This is a genomic window from Williamsia limnetica (assembly GCF_003217475.1).
GTDB lineage: Bacteria > Actinomycetota > Actinomycetes > Mycobacteriales > Mycobacteriaceae > Williamsia > Williamsia limnetica.
Genome location: NZ_QJSP01000012.1, coordinates 23,606 through 41,123, shown reverse-complemented (window position 1 = coordinate 41,123; position 17,518 = coordinate 23,606). Strand labels below are relative to the sequence as shown.

The 17,518-nt window shown below is 65.0% G+C and carries 16 protein-coding genes; 13 read left to right on the top strand and 3 right to left on the bottom strand.

All coding sequences use genetic code 11. The features are described from left to right. Positions 1-6 precede the first annotated feature (6 nt). Both DFR67_RS19815 and DFR67_RS19810 read right to left on the bottom strand, forming a co-directional pair. Positions 7-420, bottom strand: a complete 414-nt coding sequence (locus DFR67_RS19815; RefSeq protein ID WP_110471376.1) for a TIGR03667 family PPOX class F420-dependent oxidoreductase — start codon at positions 418-420, stop codon at positions 7-9. Positions 421-533: 113 nt separating this feature from the next. Continuing rightward, positions 534-1,502 carry a 4-hydroxy-3-methylbut-2-enyl diphosphate reductase gene (locus tag DFR67_RS19810; RefSeq protein WP_110471231.1) on the bottom strand — a complete coding sequence of 323 codons (969 nt, stop codon included), beginning with the start codon at positions 1,500-1,502 and terminating at the stop codon, positions 534-536. Between the two features lie 69 nt (positions 1,503-1,571). Between DFR67_RS19810 and DFR67_RS19805 the strand changes: the two genes are divergently transcribed. The 11 genes from DFR67_RS19805 (at position 1,572) to DFR67_RS19755 (ending at position 15,029) form a co-directional block, all read left to right on the top strand. Then, a complete protein-coding gene (locus tag DFR67_RS19805; RefSeq protein WP_110471375.1) occupies positions 1,572-2,213 on the top strand; it encodes a lipid droplet-associated protein in 642 nt (213 codons plus the stop codon). 9 nt (positions 2,214-2,222) lie between these two features. Next, a complete protein-coding gene (xseA, locus tag DFR67_RS19800) occupies positions 2,223-3,467 on the top strand; it encodes an exodeoxyribonuclease VII large subunit (RefSeq protein ID WP_110471230.1) in 1,245 nt (414 codons plus the stop codon). A 62-nt stretch (positions 3,468-3,529) separates the two neighbouring features. Then, positions 3,530-3,805 carry an exodeoxyribonuclease VII small subunit gene (locus DFR67_RS19795; protein ID WP_211325111.1) on the top strand — a complete coding sequence of 92 codons (276 nt, stop codon included), beginning with the start codon at positions 3,530-3,532 and terminating at the stop codon, positions 3,803-3,805. Positions 3,806-3,877: 72 nt separating this feature from the next. After that, positions 3,878-4,480, top strand: coding sequence for a DUF4245 domain-containing protein (locus DFR67_RS19790; RefSeq protein WP_110471374.1), 603 nt, complete (start codon positions 3,878-3,880; stop codon positions 4,478-4,480). A gap of 71 nt (positions 4,481-4,551) precedes the next feature. Further along, positions 4,552-6,804 carry an MMPL family transporter gene (locus DFR67_RS19785; protein WP_110471228.1) on the top strand — a complete coding sequence of 751 codons (2,253 nt, stop codon included), beginning with the start codon at positions 4,552-4,554 and terminating at the stop codon, positions 6,802-6,804. 109 nt (positions 6,805-6,913) lie between these two features. Continuing rightward, positions 6,914-8,092: a sigma-54-dependent transcriptional regulator family protein gene (locus DFR67_RS19780; RefSeq protein WP_158539996.1), complete on the top strand. Its 1,179-nt coding sequence runs from the start codon at positions 6,914-6,916 to the stop codon at positions 8,090-8,092. Positions 8,093-8,188: 96 nt separating this feature from the next. Next, positions 8,189-10,000, top strand: a complete 1,812-nt coding sequence (locus DFR67_RS19775) for an NAD(P)/FAD-dependent oxidoreductase (protein ID WP_110471226.1) — start codon at positions 8,189-8,191, stop codon at positions 9,998-10,000. A gap of 54 nt (positions 10,001-10,054) precedes the next feature. After that, a complete protein-coding gene (glpX, locus tag DFR67_RS19770; protein WP_110471225.1) occupies positions 10,055-11,062 on the top strand; it encodes a class II fructose-bisphosphatase in 1,008 nt (335 codons plus the stop codon). Positions 11,063-11,149: 87 nt separating this feature from the next. Beyond that, positions 11,150-12,859, top strand: a complete 1,710-nt coding sequence (locus DFR67_RS19765) for a fumarate hydratase (protein WP_245938052.1) — start codon at positions 11,150-11,152, stop codon at positions 12,857-12,859. A 3-nt stretch (positions 12,860-12,862) separates the two neighbouring features. After that, the gene (locus DFR67_RS19760; RefSeq protein ID WP_110471224.1) at positions 12,863-14,263 is read left to right on the top strand and encodes a class II fumarate hydratase; all 1,401 of its coding nucleotides are present in this window, start codon (positions 12,863-12,865) and stop codon (positions 14,261-14,263) included. 88 nt (positions 14,264-14,351) lie between these two features. Beyond that, positions 14,352-15,029 (top strand): PIG-L deacetylase family protein, encoded by a 678-nt coding sequence (locus DFR67_RS19755; RefSeq protein ID WP_245938051.1) that lies wholly within the window; start codon positions 14,352-14,354, stop codon positions 15,027-15,029. Positions 15,030-15,096: 67 nt separating this feature from the next. On the opposite strand, the gene DFR67_RS19750 is transcribed toward DFR67_RS19755, so the two are convergent. Next, entirely contained in the window at positions 15,097-15,555 is a 459-nt protein-coding gene (locus DFR67_RS19750) for a L,D-transpeptidase family protein (RefSeq protein ID WP_342766745.1), read from the bottom strand. Between DFR67_RS19750 and DFR67_RS31505 the strand changes: the two genes are divergently transcribed. Both DFR67_RS31505 and DFR67_RS31405 read left to right on the top strand, forming a co-directional pair. Further along, the gene (locus DFR67_RS31505; protein ID WP_342766744.1) at positions 15,545-15,898 is read left to right on the top strand and encodes a hypothetical protein; all 354 of its coding nucleotides are present in this window, start codon (positions 15,545-15,547) and stop codon (positions 15,896-15,898) included. The two genes, DFR67_RS19750 and DFR67_RS31505, sit on opposite strands and share 11 nt — an antisense overlap. Positions 15,899-15,913: 15 nt before the next feature. Continuing rightward, entirely contained in the window at positions 15,914-17,494 is a 1,581-nt protein-coding gene (locus DFR67_RS31405; protein WP_110471222.1) for a serine/threonine-protein kinase, read from the top strand. Positions 17,495-17,518 lie beyond the last annotated feature (24 nt).

Genomic DNA, 17,518 nt, shown 5'->3' with positions numbered 1-17,518 from the left:
GATCGGTCACCAACCGCGAACGCGCCGGGGCGTGACCCTGATCAACGTCGAGTATTCGGACCGGAACGAGTCGGGCGTGTAGTCCATGCCCGCCATCGACTGGCCGTACTTGCCCACGTAGGCGTTCCATTCGGCCTCGGTCGGTCCGTCCGGGTCCTGGGCGGCGTTGGCCGTGAACACCGCCACGTCGCCGCCCCCGCTGGTGGAGTTGAAGTGGACCGACACGCCGCCGCGGGCGATGTTCGCGAGCTTGGGCGTTCGGGGTTCGCTGAAGACCAGGAAGTGATCATCCGACCACAAAAACCACACCGGCGTCGGGACCGGGGTCTGCGAAGCGTTGACGGTGGTGAGCCAGACGACTTCTTCGGTTTCGAGCCGTTCGCGTTGTCGTGGGGTGAGTTCGAGAGCTGACGTTGTCATGTTCGTCACAACGCCGTGCCGACCGGTGTTCTTCCGCTGAACGAGCTGAATTCGCACCGCCCACCCGTAAGAGCAGGTGGGCGGTGCGAAATCGGTGGATGAAAGGTGAACGCCTACGTGGCGCGCGCCGGACGCAATTCACGGGGCAATGCGAACGTCAAGGTCTCCTCGGCTGTGGTCACCTTTTCGACTCCGTCGAAGCCGTTCGCCTGCAACACCTCGAGCACGCCGCGCACCAAGACCTCCGGTACCGAGGCACCGGAGGTGACGCCCACGGTCTGCACGCCCTCGAGCCATCCGAGATCCATCTCACGGGCATAGTCGATGAGATACGAGGCCTTGGCGCCGGCCTGCAGCGCCACCTCCACCAGCCGGACCGAGTTCGACGAGTTCTGCGAACCGACCACGATCACCAGGTCGCACTTGGGAGCCATCGCCTTCACCGCGACCTGACGGTTCTGGGTGGCGTAGCAGATGTCGTCGCTGGGCGGGTCGTTGAGCAGCGGGAACTTCTCGCGAAGGCGCGATACGGTCTGCATCGTCTCGTCGACGGACAGCGTCGTCTGCGACAACCAGATCACCTTTGACTCGTCGCGCACGGTGACAGCGTCGACACTCTCGGGGCCGTCGACGAGCTGCACGTGCTCAGGCGCCTCGCCCGCGGTCCCCTCGACCTCTTCGTGACCCTCGTGACCGATCAGCAGGATGTCGTAGTCGTCGCGGGCGAACCGCTTCGCCTCCTGGTGAACCTTGGTCACCAGGGGGCAGGTGGCATCGATGGTGCGCAGATTGCGGCTGGCAGCAGAGTCGTGGACCGCCGGGGAGACACCATGTGCGGAGAAGACCACAAGCGCGCCTTCAGGCACCTCGTCGGTCTCGTCCACGAAGACCGCGCCGCGATCTGTCAGGGTCTCCACGACATGGCGGTTGTGCACGATCTCCTTACGGACGTACACCGGAGCACCATGCTTCTCCAGGGCTTTCTCCACTGTTTCGACTGCGCGGTCGACGCCGGCGCAGTAACCACGCGGCTCTGCGAGCAGGATTGTCTTGCCCGATGGGCTGTTCTCGGCCGAACTCATGGTGTTCAGCGTACGGGCATTGCGACCCTACTGGTGGTCACCACCGGTGGCATGAGGCACAGTATTGGCATGATTCGACCACCTTATGCCGCCAGGGTCGCCGCCGGGGTAGTTGTAACCGTGCTGGAAGAGACGCGAAAACTGCCCACCACCGCCATCACTTTGCCGATGAGTGCGGTCAGTCAGACCCTGCAGGCCGTGATGCGCTTCCAGCAGGGCATCGCCGAGATGGCGATCAAGGGGGACGACGTCTTCGAGGCACTGCTCGGTCAGGCCGAAGAGGAACCCGAGTGGGCGACCTTCGACGAAGACGACGACTTCTCCGAGCCCGACGACAGCGTGACCGGGAATTCCGCTCCGCCGATCACCCCGGCCACGACCACCGTGACGCCCGCCGATGACACACCCGGGACCGCCGACGACGACCCCGAGAACACCGTTGGACCCGTGGGTACCGGGCGGTTCGCGCTCTACAGTTCGACACCCGACATCGAGAAGGACGCGCCGACCGCGCGCCGATCCGCGAAGAAGGCCCCGGAAATCGTCGTGCTGCTCGACTACGACACCCTCACACTCGCGCAGCTACGCGCGAAGTTGCGCGGTGTCGGGCTGGCCGAACTCAAAGAGCTGGCCGAGTATGAGAAGAGCAACCGCGCGCGGGCCCCGTTCCTCACGATGCTCGACAACCGCGTGACGGCTGCGAGCAAGTAGCCTGCCCGCGTGAGCAATACGCCCGAATCAGCGTGGCCCGTCCGCACCATCAACACGAAGATCGCCGAGTGGCTCCACAAGCTCGGGCAGGTCTGGGTCGAGGGCCAGTTGACCCAGATCAATCGTCGCCCAGGTACCCGGACGGCGTTCCTGACCCTGCGCGATCCGGCGGCCGACATCTCCATCCAGGTCACCTGCAGCCCCGACCTGCTGACTCGCGCGCAGGTTCCCCTGACCGAGGGCGCCCGGGTGGTGATGCTCGGCAGGCCGGTGTTCTACACCGGACGGGGCACTGTGTCCTTACGGGTCACAGAGATCCGCCCTGTCGGCATCGGCGAGCTGCTTGCTCGTATCGAGCGCCTGCGTCAACTACTCGCCGCCGAGGGGTTGTTCGACACGGCCCGAAAGCGCCCGCTGCCGTTTCTCCCCGGGACCATCGGGCTCATCACCGGCCGCGCCAGCGCGGCCGAACGCGACATCGTCTCGGTCGCTCGGTCCCGCTGGCCCGCCGTTCGATTCGAAGTCCGCAACGCACCGGTCCAGGGACCGTCCGCGGTGCCGCAGATCCTCGGGCATCTCGCCCAATTGGATGCGGACCCGCACGTCGACGTGATCATCCTGGCGCGCGGCGGAGGCAGCGTCGAGGACCTGCTGCCGTTCTCCGATGAGGCGCTGTGCCGCGCGGTCGCCAAGGCGACCACGGCGGTGGTCAGCGCCATCGGTCACGAGCCCGACTCGCCATTGCTCGACCTCGTCGCCGACCTGCGCGCGGCAACGCCGACCGACGCGGCCAAGCGAGTGGTCCCGGACGTCATCGCCGAGCTCTCCCAGATCAGAGAGCTGCGTTCCAGAAGCGCTGGTGCACTTCGCAATTGGGTGACCACGCAGGTCCGCGGTCTGGACTCTCTGCGTGGCAGACCCGTGCTGGCCAATCCGTTTCGGATCGTCGATGACCGGGTCGACGAGATCGAACGGGCGACCCGCGACATCCGGCGCGACGTCGCTCGCTGCGTCGGGAGCGAGGAGCAACGTGTCGACCATCTGGCCGCCCGGCTTGCCACCCTGGGTCCTGCGCAGACCCTGGCCCGCGGCTACGCCGTCGTGCAACGCGTCCCGGGAGCGGCGAGCAGCAGCGACGAGCAGCCCCATGTGGTGAACTCTGTGCACGACATGCCGATCGGCAGTCAACTGCGGGTCCGGGTGGCCGATGGCGCCACCAGGGCCGCCGTGATGGGCGTGGAGAAGAAGAACTGAGAACCATCGCGGTCGTCTACCGATGAGATCGCGATGTGAGCCGATGCTTGGAGGAAGAAGACGTGCCACCGAAGAAACCGGCTGACGACGACGTCACGCCGATTGCCGAACTGGGCTACGAAGAAGCCCGCGACGAGCTGATCGTCGTCGTGCGCACCCTGGAGCAGGGTGGCCTCGACCTCGACGCGTCCCTGGAGATGTGGGAGCGCGGCGAGGCCCTCTCTCGGCGCTGTGAGGAACATCTCGAAGGCGCCCGCAAACGCATCGAGTCGGTACTCGGCAGCGACGACGCAGATGGCGACCTCGACGACGACGAGGACTTCGACGAGGAGAACTGACCGGGGCGCACACGCCCTGTGCGCGGTCCGGACGTTTATGTGGCGACGGCACGTGCTGCAATACTCGAAAGCGTGGCCGCTAAACCTCGCATCCTGAACAACAACAAGGACATGATCTGGTCTTTGGTCCCCTTGCTGTTGCTGTGTGTGTTCGTGGCGATGGTGTCGGGCAACTGCTCGGTCGGTCTCTCGGGTGGTTCGGGTGATGACAAGGTCCCTGCCTATGACATCGACAGCGGACTCAAAGCCGACGCCAGAAGCCTCGCCTTTCCGATCAGGCTCCCCGCGACGCCGAACGATTGGAAACCGAACAGCGGAACGACGACCGCTCTCGAGAACACATCGGTGTCCAATTCCGGTTACATCACGTCCAACGGTGTGTACATCCAGCTAAGCCAGACCGACGCCACCGAGGACTCGCTGGTCGGCTCCCTCGCCGGAGACGAACGACTGCTCGGGGCCGGCACCCGCGAGGTGGGTGGATCGTCGTGGGTCGTCTACGCCAAACCCGATGGTGGGCGCACGGTCTGGGTGACCGACCTGGGCGACGTCCGGATCGGCCTGATGTCGAACAAGGGCAAGGAAGAGGACTTCACGACCCTCGCGACCGCCACCCTGGCGGCCTCGCCCCTGCCGGGCCCGGGCACCGGACCACAGGTGCTCCCCACCAAGTAGTACTTTCGTCGCTCGATATCCATCTATTGGGTGAAGACCGATGTCCTGCGGTCCCTATAAGCTCCCTTTCCATGGCAATGTTCTTGTATCGGCTGGGACGGTTCTCTTTTCGGCACAAATGGTGGGTGATCGTCAGCTGGTTGCTGCTGGGTGCTCTCGTCATCGCTCTGGTGGCGGCATTCAATCCGAAGTTCTCCAAGGATTTCGAGCTACCGGGTACCGACTCGGACAAGGCGATGTCAATCATGGAGAAAGACTTCACAGCGGTCAACGAGCGACAGCTGGAGGCATCGACCAGCGTCCTGATCGCCGCCGACGACGGGCTGGCGGCACATACCGCCGACATCGACGGGCTCGTCGCGAAGCTCAAGACACTCCCTGACATCTTCGAACCCGACACCATCGTCAACCCGGTGACCGCGGCCGACGCCGAACCCGCGATCGCCGCGTCGGTCCTCGGCGACAAGGGTCAGGTCGGTCTGATCCAGGTCCAACAGAACATCAAGGTCGAAGACCTCACGATCGAAGACAAAGAACAATTCGAGGACATCCTCTCCGAGTTCCGCACCGGCGGGCTCGACGTCCGCGGCACGGGCTCGCTCATGCAGGTCCAGGAGCAGGGCGGAACGGCCGAGATGCTCGGCTTCGTCGTGGCGTTCGTGGTGATGATCGTCGCCTTTGCAGCATTGGTCGCCGCGTTCATCCCCATCATCACGGGCATTCTGGGCGTGTTGATCAGCATCAATCTCGTCACCCTGGGCGCCGGCATCTTCAACATGAACGAGAGCGCGACCGGCATCATCACGATGCTCGGTATCGCCGTCTCGATCGACTATGCGCTCTTCATCGTGTCCCGCTACCGCACGGAGCTCAATCTCGGTGGCACTCGTGAGGCAGCGGCCGGACGTGCCGTCGGAACAGCCGGTACAGCCGTGGTCTTCGCCGGTCTGACAGTGGTGATCGCCGTGGTCGCACTGGCGGTCGTGGGCATCCCGTTCGTATCGCAGATGGGTGCGGGCGCCGGACTCGCCGTCGTCATCGCCGTCCTCGGGGCCATCACGCTCATCCCGGCCCTGCTCGGTGCATTCGGCAGATTTGCGTTCTCGCCTCGCATCAAGGGTCTGCGACACGGCGACGAGCCCGAGAGCCGGGTGTCGAACGGCCAACGGACCGCGAAGTTCCTCACCAAGTACCCACTGCCCATCGCCTTGGTCGCACTGGCGTTCCTCGCGATCATCGCCACCCCGATGACGAAACTGGAATTGGGTCTGTCCTTCTCCTCGGACGCCGAGGTCCCGGCGACCGAACTGCTCAAGCGCGGATTCGGTGAAGGCGTCAACGGACAGTTGCTGGTGGTCCTCAACGAGACGGATGGGGCCGATGTGGCCGGGGTCGCAACCGAGACGATCGACCACATCAAGACACTGTCGAACGTGGCGAACCCGGATCAGCTCACCTGGATCGGAAACGGTCCCGACCAGGCGAACCCTCAAGCCGGGGCGACGGCGGCGCTGATCGCGGTGACCCCGCAGACGTCACCGAGTGGTGAGCAGACGCACGAGTTGATGGAACAGATCCGCGAATACTCGTCGACCACCGAAGCCGCGGGCGCGACCCTGAATGTGGGCGGTCAGACGGCGATCATGTCGGACATCTCGGCGAAGCTGAGTTCGGCCCTGATCCCGTACCTGATCCTGGTCGTCGGGCTCGCCTTCATCATCCTGATGGTGGTGTTCCGGTCGATCCTGGTGCCCTTGACGGCGACCATCGGATTCATCTTCTCGATCTGTGCGACGTTCGGCGCCACCGTCGCGATCTTCCAGCAGGGAATCTTCGGGCTGATCACCCACACCCAGCCGATCATCTCGTTCCTGCCGATCTTCATGATCGGCGTGGTGTTCGGTCTGGCGATGGACTACCAGGTGTTCTTGGTGACCCGCATGCGCGAGGAATACGTCCACGGCCTGTCCGCGAAGGAGGCGGTGCTGGTCGGCTACAAACACGGTGCCCGTGTCGTCGCCTCCGCAGCCGTCATCATGATCTCGGTGTTCGCGGCGTTCATGCTGGCGCCGGACACGACCTCGAAGATGATGGGCTTCGCCCTGGCTGCGGCTGTCTTCTTCGACGCATTCATCATCCGGATGATCGTCGTGCCTGCACTTCTCGCCCTCATGGGCGACAAAGCGTGGTGGATGCCGGCGTGGCTCGACAAGATCGTGCCGAACGTCGACATCGAAGGGGCGTCGATTCGCGAGATCCCGATCGACGACACGCTCGCACCCGATGGCAAGCCGCTGGCGACCAAAGCGGGCGCCGCCAGCTGACCGACTTCGTACGACGCACGAACCCCCTCGGCTGCGGCCGAGGGGGTTCGTGCGTTGTGACCTGTCTCACGTAGGATTGCGGCGACCCTTCGAACTTCCGGAGAACCGTGTGCCACCACCGCTGATGCGACCGTCGAGCGCGCTGCGTATCGACCAGGATCCGCGAGTCCATCTGCGTCATCTGGACTCGTTGTTCGAGCAGTGGGCGTCGACCGGGGCCGTCCCGACAGGTGTCCGCGACGAGGTCGCCCGGTCGTGGCAACGCCAGCCGGCCCGGTACCGCGGGCCCGATTATCGACCCGCCGACGAGGTCGCCCTTCGCCGCGACGCCGATCCGCTGCTGAACCATGCGTCGGCCGCTCTGCGCGAACGTCTGCTGACCAGCTGTACCGACACCGCCACCGAACTCGTCCTCTGCGACAGCGACGGGGTGGTGCTGTGGGTTGCCGGTCCGCCGAACGTACGTAAGCGGTCCGAGCACCTGGGATTCGTGGAGGGCGCTTCCTGGACCGAATCGGCCGTCGGCACCAATGCTCTGGGCACCGCGATGGCAGACCGGTCCCCCGTGCAGATCTTCGGGTCCGAGCATTCACATCCGAGCCACCACAGCTGGGTGTGTACCGGCGCCCCGATCATCGATCCCCGCGACGACTCGGTGCTCGGTGCGATAACGCTGTCCGGCGGGTTGCGTACCGCCCACCCCCACACCCTGTCGCTGGTCTGCTCCACGCTCGACGCAGTGAATGCCGAACTGCGATTGCTCCACCGCGACGATCTGCGCAGTCGGTCCGGAGCCGCGGCAGGTCTGCTCGACACCGGTGCAGGCGACGCCCTCGTCATCGATCGGCACGGCTGGGTGATCGCGACACGCGGGATAGCGGTGAGCGACCGGCTGTTCATCCCCGGCGGCCTCGACACCGGGACCGTGTGGATTCCGAGCCTCGGCCACTTCGACGCGCAGCAGGTGGGCGATCTGTGGCACCTGCGGCGGGCGGACAAGCACGCGACCGCCCTGGTCCTGCAGTCCGATCCGCCCTGTGCGCGTATCACTTCCGATGATGGTGAACAGGTTGCTCATCCGCTGACCCGACGTCAGTACGACGTGCTGCGCATCCTCGCCGCGCATCCCCTCGGTCGCAGCGCCCGCGAATTGTCGACAGAGCTCTACGGCGACGGCGACCACACCGTGACGATCCGGGCCGAGGTCTCCCGGATCAGGCGCACCCTCGGACCTTTGCTGGTACCACGCCCCTATCGCTTGACCGTTCCGGCGACCTGGGCACACTGATCGCACTTTCTCCTCTGCAACTCCCTGCAACCCTCCCGGCGAGCGGAGAACCCTTCTACCGTCAGGTGTGATCCACCTCACGCGAAGGAGTTGTTCATGACCACCACCGTCTCTCCCACCCAGACGGCCCAGGCGTTTCTCACCGACCTGGAGCAGGCTATTGCCCACGCCCAGGACACCGGAGATGTCGGAGCCGTCACCGATTTGTTCGTCGACGACTGCTACTGGCGCGATCTGGTGGCATTGAGCTGGAATCTCACCACTGCCGAGGGCAAGGACGACCTCGCCGCGATGCTGACCGCGACCCTGCCGACCTCGGCCCCGGGCAACTTCCAGCTCGAGGGTGAGGCGACGGAAGACGACGGCGTCACCACCGCCTGGTACACCTTCACGACCCCCGTGTTGCGCGGCAAGGGTCTGATGCGTCTGCGCGACGGTAAGTGCTGGACTTTCCTGACCTCGGCGCAGGAACTGCTGGAATTCCCGGAGAACAAACGCACCCGCCGCATCAAGGGCGCCGAGCACGGCGTGGTGCCAGGCCGGAAGAACTGGCTCGATCGGCGCGCCGAGCACAAAGAGACCCTGGGCATCACCACCCAGCCGTACACGCTCATCGTCGGCGGCGGCCAGGGTGGCATCGGCCTCGCCGCCCGCCTGCGCCGCCTCGGCGTCTCGACGCTGGTCATCGACAAGCATCCTAGGCCCGGCGACGAGTGGCGTGGTCGCTATTACTCTCTGTCCCTTCATGATCCGGTCTGGTATGACCACATGCCGTACCTACCGTTCCCTGACGACTGGCCCGTGTTCACCCCCAAGGACAAGATGGGCGACTGGCTCGAGAGCTACGTCAAGATCATGGAGCTCGACTATTGGAGCACCACCACCTGCACCAAGGCGACCTTTGACGACGCGACGCAGCAGTGGACCGTCGAGGTGGAGCGTAACGGCGAATCGTTGACCCTCACACCCACCCAGCTGGTGCTCGCCACCGGGATGTCGGGTATCCCGAACATCCCGGAGATCCCAGGTGCCGACACCTTCGAGGGCGACCTCGTTCATTCGTCGCAGCATTCAGGCGGCGCCGCGTACAGGGGCAAGAAGGCAGTTGTCCTGGGGGCCAACAATTCCGCACACGACATCTGCGGCGACCTGTTCGAGAACGGCGCCGACGTCACGATGATCCAGCGCTCCACCACGCACATCGTGAAGTCCGAATCGTTGATGCGAGAGGTGCTCGGCGGGCTCTACTCCGAAGAAGCCCTGGACAACGGGATCGACCACGAAACCGCCGACCTCATCTTCGGATCGATCCCCTACGGCCTGCTCGCCGACTTCCAGATCCCGGCGTGGAACACGATTCGCGAGCAGGACAAAGAGTTTTACGACAAGCTCGAGGCCGCGGGCTTCATGCTGGACTTCGGCGATGACGACTCCGGACTGTTCCTCAAGTACCTGCGCCGCGGCTCGGGGTACTACATCGATGTCGGAGCGTCCGAGCTCATCGCCGACGGCAAGGTGAAGCTCAAGGCACCGGCGCACATCACCGAGATCAAACCGCATTCGGTGGTGCTCTCCGACGGCACCGAACTGGAGGCCGACCTCATCGTGCTGGCCACCGGCTACGGCTCGATGAACGGCTGGGCGGCGAAGCTCATCTCACAAGAAGTCGCGGACAAGGTCGGCAAGTGCTGGGGTCTGGGGTCGGGCACCACCAAGGATCCGGGCCCCTGGGAGGGCGAGCTCCGCAACATGTGGAAGCCCACCGCACAACAGAACCTGTGGTTCCACGGCGGCAACCTGCACCAGTCGCGCCACTACTCGCGGTACCTGTCGCTGCAACTGAAGGCGCGTGAAGCCGGGATGAACGTCAACGTCTACGGCCAGGCACCGGTGCACCACCTGCAGTAACGGGCATGAAAGGATGGCCTCACACCCTTTCGCCGCGATTTCAGGAGGCCCTCCATGTCAGCCGATTCCCCCCAGTTCGAGGCCCCCGACCGCAACCTGGCGATGGAGCTCGTGCGGGTGACCGAGGCAGCCGCGCTCGCGGCGGGCCGCTGGGTGGGCAAAGGCGACAAGAACGGCGGCGACGGCGCCGCGGTCGACGCGATGAGGCAACTGCTCTCCACTGTGTCGATGCGCGGCGTCGTCGTGATCGGCGAAGGCGAAAAAGACGAGGCGCCGATGCTGTACAACGGCGAAGAGGTCGGCAACGGCGAGGGCCCTGAGGTCGATGTGGCCGTCGATCCCATCGACGGCACCACCCTGATGGCCGAGGGACGCCCGAACTCCATCGCAGTGCTCGCGGTGTCCGAGCGCGGCACCATGTACGACCCGTCGGCCGTCTTCTACATGGAGAAGATCGCAGTCGGACCCGAAGCGGCCGGCCTGATCAACATAAACGAGTCGGTCGAGTTCAACGTCAATGCCGTGGCGAAGGCCAAGGGCATCGAGGTCGCCGACCTGACCGTCGTCGTGCTCGATCGCGAACGCCACGAAGGCCTGATCGGTGAGATCCGGGCGGCGGGCGCCAAGGTGCGGCTGATCTCCGACGGCGACGTCGCGGGCGCCATCGCGGCCGCCCAGGAGGAGAGCTCTGTCGACATGCTCATGGGCATCGGCGGCACCCCCGAAGGCATCATCACCGCCGTGGCGATGAAGTGCATGGGCGGCGAGATCCAGGGCAAGCTCTGGCCACGCAATGCCGCCGAGAAGCAGAAGGCCCTCGACGCCGGACACGACTTGGATCGGGTCCTGAAGACCGAAGATCTCGTCAGCGGCGAGAACATGTTCTTCTGCGCCACCGGCGTCACCAACGGTGACATGCTGCGCGGTGTCAGCTATCGGGCCAACGGTGCGACGACCCGCTCACTGGTCATGCGTTCACGGTCCGGAACCATCCGCAACATCGAGGGCCGGCACACCCGTCAAAAGGTCGCCGAGATCGCTCAGAACACTTTTCAGGACTGACAACCCGGTGACGCGCCGCGATTCGTCAACGGGACGCCGCGGCGAGGACGGCGCCTCGAACGAGGCGCCGCACACCGCAGCGATACGATGCTGCGCGTGAGTGAACAAGCTTCAGCCCCAGAGTTTCTCTACTCAGATCTGCTCCCCACCGTCGGCGACAACACCCCCTACCGACTGATCACCTCGGAGGGGGTGTCGACGTTCGAGGTGGACGGGCAGCGCTTTCTCAAGGTCGATCCGGAAGCCATCAGGACGCTCACCGCAGAGGCGATGCACGACATCAGCCACTACCTGCGGCCGGCTCACCTCGCGCAGCTGCGCAAGATCATCGACGACCCCGAGTCCTCGGGCAACGATCGCTTCGTCGCGCTGGATCTGCTCAAGAACGTCAACATCTCGGCCGGTGGTGTGCTGCCCATGTGTCAGGACACCGGCACCGCGATCGTGATGGGCAAGAAGAGTGAAGGTGTCCTGACCGGCGCTGACGACGCACAGGCCATCTCGCGGGGCGTGTACGACGCGTACACCCAGCTCAATCTCCGGTATTCACAGCTCGCGCCGCTGACCACCTACGACGAGAAGAACACCGGCACCAACCTGCCTGCGCAGGTGGAGATCTACGCCACCGAGCAAGGACCGAAAGGTCCCGAATACAAGTTCCTGTTCATGGCCAAGGGCGGCGGTAGCGCGAACAAGTCGTTCCTGTTCCAGGAGACCAAGGCGATCCTGAACCCCGCCGGGATGCTGAAGTTCCTCGACGAGAAGATCCGCTCACTGGGCACCGCGGCCTGCCCGCCGTATCACCTCGCCGTCGTCATCGGCGGGACCTCCGCCGAGTTCGCGCTGAAGACCGCCAAGTACGCCTCCGCCCACTACCTCGACAATCTCCCCACGTCGGGGGCGATGGCGGCGCACGGCTTCCGGGACCTCGAATTGGAGGATGAGGTCTTCAAGCTGACCCAGTCCTTCGGGATCGGCGCCCAGTTCGGCGGTAAGTACTTCTGCCACGACGTCCGCGTGGTCCGCCTTCCCCGCCACGGAGCATCGTGCCCGGTGGCCATCGCGGTCTCCTGTTCCGCGGACCGGCAAGCGCTCGGCAAGATCACCGCCGACGGCGTGTTTCTCGAGCAGCTCGAGACCGACCCGGCGAAGTACATGCCGGCCGCCGGCGTGGCCGAGGACATCGCCAGTGGTGAGGTGGTCGAGGTCGATCTCAACCGTCCGATGAGCGAAATCCTCGCGCAGCTGTCGCAATACCCCGTCAAGACCCGGCTGTCGCTGACGGGACCTTTGGTGGTTGCCCGCGACATCGCGCACGCCAAGATCAAGGAGCGCCTCGACGCCGGCGAGCCGATGCCCGACTACCTGCGCGACCATCCCGTCTACTACGCCGGACCCGCCAAGACCCCCGAGGGCATGGCGTCCGGGTCGTTCGGCCCGACCACGGCAGGTCGGATGGACAGCTACGTCGAACAGTTCCAAGCTGCGGGTGGGTCAATGGTCATGCTGGCCAAGGGGAATCGCTCCAAGCAGGTCACGAACGCCTGTCAGGGTCACGGCGGCTTCTACCTCGGGTCCATCGGTGGTCCCGCAGCCCGCCTGGCCCTGGACTGCATCAAGAGCCAAGAGATCATCGAATACCCTGAACTCGGCATGGAAGCCGTGTGGAAGATCGAGGTCGAGGATTTTCCGGCCTTCATCGTCGTCGACGACAAGGGCAACGACTTTTTCACCGATCCCGGCGGCGCTGTCAGCGTTCCGCTGAGTGGCGTCAGGATCCGATCCAAGGAGCGCTGAACATTGAGTGAGCAGTCCTATCGCATCGAGCACGACACCATGGGCGAGGTCCGGGTGCCGATCGACGCCCTGTGGCGCGCACAGACACAACGTGCCGTGGAGAACTTCCCCATCAGCCACCGCCCGCTCGAGAAGACGCAGATCCGCGCGATGGGCCTGCTGAAGGCGGCGTGCGCCCAGGTGAACAAGGACCTCGGACTGCTCGACGGCGACAAGGCCGATGCGATCATCGCCGCGGCCACCGAGATCGCCGACGGCAAGCACGACGATCAGTTCCCCATCGACGTGTTCCAAACCGGTTCGGGCACCAGCTCCAACATGAACGCCAATGAGGTCATCGCCTCGATTGCCAAGGCCGCCGGGGTAGAGCTACATCCCAACGATCACGTCAACATGTCGCAGTCGTCGAACGACACCTTCCCGACCGCCACCCACGTGGCGGCCACGGAGGCCGCCGTCACCGATCTGATCCCGGCGCTCGAGCACCTGCACAAGGCGTTGGCGGAGAAGTCGACTGCGTGGCGCACCGTCGTGAAGTCCGGCCGCACCCACCTGATGGACGCGGTACCGGTGACCCTCGGTCAAGAGTTCGGCGGCTACGCCCGCCAGATCGAAGCGGGTGTCGAACGCGTCACCGCCACCCTCCCCCGCGTCGGCGAGCTGCCGATCGGCGGCACCGCAGTCGGCACCGGCCTCAACGCGCCGGACGGCTTCGGCACCAAGGTCGTCGCGGAACTCATCAAGCTGACCGGCGTCGACGAACTCGCGTTGGCCAAGGACAACTTCGAGGCACAGGCCGCCCGGGACGGATTGGTCGAATTGTCCGGCGCGCTCAAGACGGTCGCTGTGTCGCTCACCAAGATCGCAAACGACGTCCGCTGGATGGGGTCGGGCCCGCTCACCGGCCTCGGCGAGATCGCACTCCCAGACCTGCAACCGGGATCATCGATCATGCCCGGCAAGGTCAATCCGGTTCTGCCCGAAGCGGTTACCCAGGTAGCCGCCCAGGTCATCGGTAACGACGCTGCGGTCACCTGGGGCGGTGGCAACGGCGCGTTCGAACTCAACGTCTACATCCCCATGATGGCGCGCAACGTCCTCGAGTCGGTCAAGTTGCTGGCCAACGTCTCGCGACTGTTCGCGGATCGGTGCATCTCGGGACTCGTCGCCAACGAAGACCATCTCCGAGAGCTCGCCGAGTCGTCGCCGTCGATCGTCACCCCGCTCAACAGCGCGATCGGCTACGAAGAAGCGGCTGCCGTCGCGAAGCAGGCCCTCAAAGAAAAGAAGACCATCCGCCAGACGGTTCTCGACCGTGGCCTGATCGGCGACAAACTCTCCGAAGAAGAGCTCGACAAGCGCCTCGATGTCTTGAAGATGGCCAACCTCGACCGCGAGCGGTAACTGCCAGCCTCCCGATTTTGGTGGCTTTTGGTGAGCCCGACCTGGGCTTTTGCTCGCCGGAAGCCACCGAAATCGGTATCGTGGGGCGGTGTTGATCCCGTTCCCGACCGACTGGCAGACCGCTCTGGTCCTGGTGCCGCATCCCGATGATCCCGAATACGGTGTCGCGGCGGCGGTGGCGAAGTGGACAACCGCGGGTAAATCCGTGGCGTACGCGCTGGCCTCCCGCGGCGAGGCCGGTATCGAGGGCATGGCCCCGGCCGAGGCAGGTCCTGCACGGGAGATCGAGCAGCGCGAATCTGCCCGGATCGTCGGTGTCGCGTCGATCGAGTTCTGGGGCTTCCCCGATTCCGCGATCATGAACACCGTCGAACTCCGCGCGGCGGTCACCGAGGTGATCGAGCGCGTGCGACCGCAGGTGATCGTCTCGATGTACGGCGGCCCGGGGTGGGGCCCGGACATGCCGAACCAGTCCGATCACATCGAGTTCGCCGCCGCCGTCCTGCAGGCCTATGACGCCCTCGACGACAAACCTCGGTGGCTGTTCGAGAACAGTCCGGAGGCCACGCACGTCGAAGAGGTCGGTGACCACGTGGAGACAGCGGTGCAATCACTCGCTGCCCACCGGAAGTACCTGAGTGTGCTCGACCCCGACACTCCGGTCAACGACCAGGCCCGCGCCCAGGTCGAGATGGCCACAGCCGCCCGCGAGGACTACGACAACCAGCGGGTGGTGGGTTTCGAACTCAAGCGCCGCTCCCGATGATGGGTCGTTCTGGCGACGCCGGCCTGGCCTCATGTTCGCCAGAACGACCCAATTTCGGGGTTTGGGGTCAAGCGAGGCCGATACTGATCACCGGTTGCTTGGCCGGGTCGAGCCACTGCACGATCTCGCGCATGACGTCGCGGTCGATGGCGACGCAACCCCAGGTCGGTTCGCCATTGCTGACATGGAGGAAGATGCCTGCGGCATAGCCCTGGACGCGCTGCGGGTTGTGGGCGATGTTGACGACGTAGTCGTAGATCTCTCCGGTCGAGAGAATGTGTTCGCTGTCGCCGCCCGGATTTTCCGCTTGCCGTACATGACTGTTGTAGGTCGGCGATCCGGGCAGCGCGTCCCACCAGTCCTGATCGTCGGCCTGGAAGTACGACATCTTGGTGCCCGGATTCGGCTGATTGCCGAAGGCCTGATCCAGCGCGAACGTACCCATCGGTGTACGCCAGACGTTGTCGCGGGGGACGCCGAGACCTTCGGATCCGAGGTACGCCTCGGTCGGCCCGATGACACTCACCCAGGCTCCCGACGAGTCGCGATTCCAGGCGGTCAGCGTCGCGGTGGTGTCTGAGACCGACTCCGCGGTCACCGTGATCATCTGCGTCGACGTCGGAAACGACGATGGGGTCGTCATATCGGCTCGGGCGGGGACAGGGGCAACCATCACGGTCGCGGCACAGACGAGCGCAGCCAATGCAAACATCAGCCACATACGCCTCATAGACAACTTCAGCACCACAAAATTATGTCAGCGCCGTAAGGCGTACTACGTATCGGAGCGGTCACAGTGCTGCACTATTCTGATCAAGGCCGGCGGGGTCGTCGACGTACGTCACATCACTGCTGGCATATTCCACTAGTTTCGGGGGTCTTTCATGCCGCTCGCTCCGGGCAGCGTCTTTGCCGGCTATCGAATCGAACGTCAACTCGGCGCCGGCGGTATGGGTGAGGTGTACCTGGCCCAGCACCCACGCCTTCCCCGGTCAGACGCCCTCAAGATCTTGCCCGCCTCCCTTCCCGGGTCGAGTGCCACCTCCGACGACGACTATCGCCGCCGCTTCGTCCGCGAAGCCGATCTCTCGGCAAAACTCTGGCATCCGAACATCGTGGCGGTACACGACCGCGGCGAGTTCGAAGGCCGCCTGTGGATCAGCATGGATTTCGTCCCCGGTACCGATGCCGCGGAACTACTCGCGGTATACCCCAAGGGCGTTCGTCCGGATCTGGCGCTGCAAATCGTCACCGAGGTCGCCGCGGCGCTCGATCACGCGCACGCCAAGGGCCTGCTCCATCGCGACGTGAAGCCCGGCAACATCATGCTCACCGACGCCACCCCACACCGGGTCATGCTGACGGACTTCGGGATCGCCCGGTCCATCGGCGACGTCGGCGACATCACTCAAACAGGCCTGGCAGTAGGAACACTCGCCTATGCGGCTCCGGAACAACTTCGCGGGCAGCCGGTGGACGCGCGTGCTGACGTATACGCGCTCGGCGCCACCGCCGGAGCATTGTTGACGGGCGCGCCTCCCGGAGCCGGCCGCGACCTGCCTCCCGCCGCGGCACAGGTGATCAATCGCGCCCTCGCAGCGGATCCGGCCCAGCGCCAACAGACGTGCGCCCAATTCGCGAGCGAGCTCGGCGCTGCCTTGGAGCTCCCGCCGGTACAACCGGCCCCGCCGTCAGGCCCGGATTCGACGAAAGACGACCACGCGTCACACGCACCGACCCTGCTCGGCCTTCCCACCACCAGACCCAACACAGACGCACAGCCCGACCCCCAACAGAACACTCCGACCCAGTTCGCCTCCACACCGCCGCCCACTGCGCCACCGAGCTACCAGCACGAATCGCAACCACCGGCTCGCCCCTCACGTACACCATGGATCCTCGGGCTGCTTGCCGTCATCACAGTGGCAGCGCTCGGAGTCGTCGCGGGTGTCACGTTCTGGCCGAAGGAGGACGACTCCGATCTGCGCGCGGCACAGTCGGGGTCGACCCAACCGACGCCGGCCCCGGGTTCGATCGGCCCCGGTGCCATCGAGGAACTGCCACTGAGCCAGACGCCCGCGCCAGCCACACCGCCTACCAGTTCACTGCCAGCGCCCGCACCCAATCCCGCCGACCTCGGATTGGCCACGCCCATCAGCACTCCGACGTGCGACGGGATCGGCATCGTCATCGTGGAGAACGCGACCGATCCGGCGACCAATCGCGACGTGATCGCCGCTGCGCTGCAGAAGAACCCGGGCGCACAGTACCTGCGGACCGACCGTTCGTGTCCGTCTTTGCGACCCGTCGACAATCAAGGAAATCTCATCTACGCGACCTATGTGGTTGTCGGACAGGGAAAATCGTCCGTCTGCAACGCGCTGCCCGGCTACCCTAACCGGTACGGCAAGGTACTCGACACCGTCAGCGATCCGAATGTTCCCATCTGGCCCGCGGATTGCTGATACCGACCCGCCCTGAGATCGTCC

Bases quoted from the DNA above. Each gene is read 5' to 3' on its own strand.
- DFR67_RS19815 (WP_110471376.1), bottom strand. From the start codon at position 420: ATGACAACGTCAGCTCTCGAACTCACCCCACGACAACGCGAACGGCTC.
- DFR67_RS19810 (WP_110471231.1), bottom strand. From the start codon at position 1,502: ATGAGTTCGGCCGAGAACAGCCCATCGGGCAAGACAATCCTGCTCGCA.
- DFR67_RS19805 (WP_110471375.1), top strand. From the start codon at position 1,572: ATGATTCGACCACCTTATGCCGCCAGGGTCGCCGCCGGGGTAGTTGTA.
- DFR67_RS19785 (WP_110471228.1), top strand. From the start codon at position 4,552: ATGGCAATGTTCTTGTATCGGCTGGGACGGTTCTCTTTTCGGCACAAA.
- DFR67_RS19775 (WP_110471226.1), top strand. From the start codon at position 8,189: ATGACCACCACCGTCTCTCCCACCCAGACGGCCCAGGCGTTTCTCACC.
- glpX (WP_110471225.1), top strand. From the start codon at position 10,055: ATGTCAGCCGATTCCCCCCAGTTCGAGGCCCCCGACCGCAACCTGGCG.
- DFR67_RS19765 (WP_245938052.1), top strand. From the start codon at position 11,150: ATGCTGCGCGTGAGTGAACAAGCTTCAGCCCCAGAGTTTCTCTACTCA.
- DFR67_RS31505 (WP_342766744.1), top strand. From the start codon at position 15,545: ATGACACTCACCCAGGCTCCCGACGAGTCGCGATTCCAGGCGGTCAGC.
- DFR67_RS31405 (WP_110471222.1), top strand. From the start codon at position 15,914: ATGCCGCTCGCTCCGGGCAGCGTCTTTGCCGGCTATCGAATCGAACGT.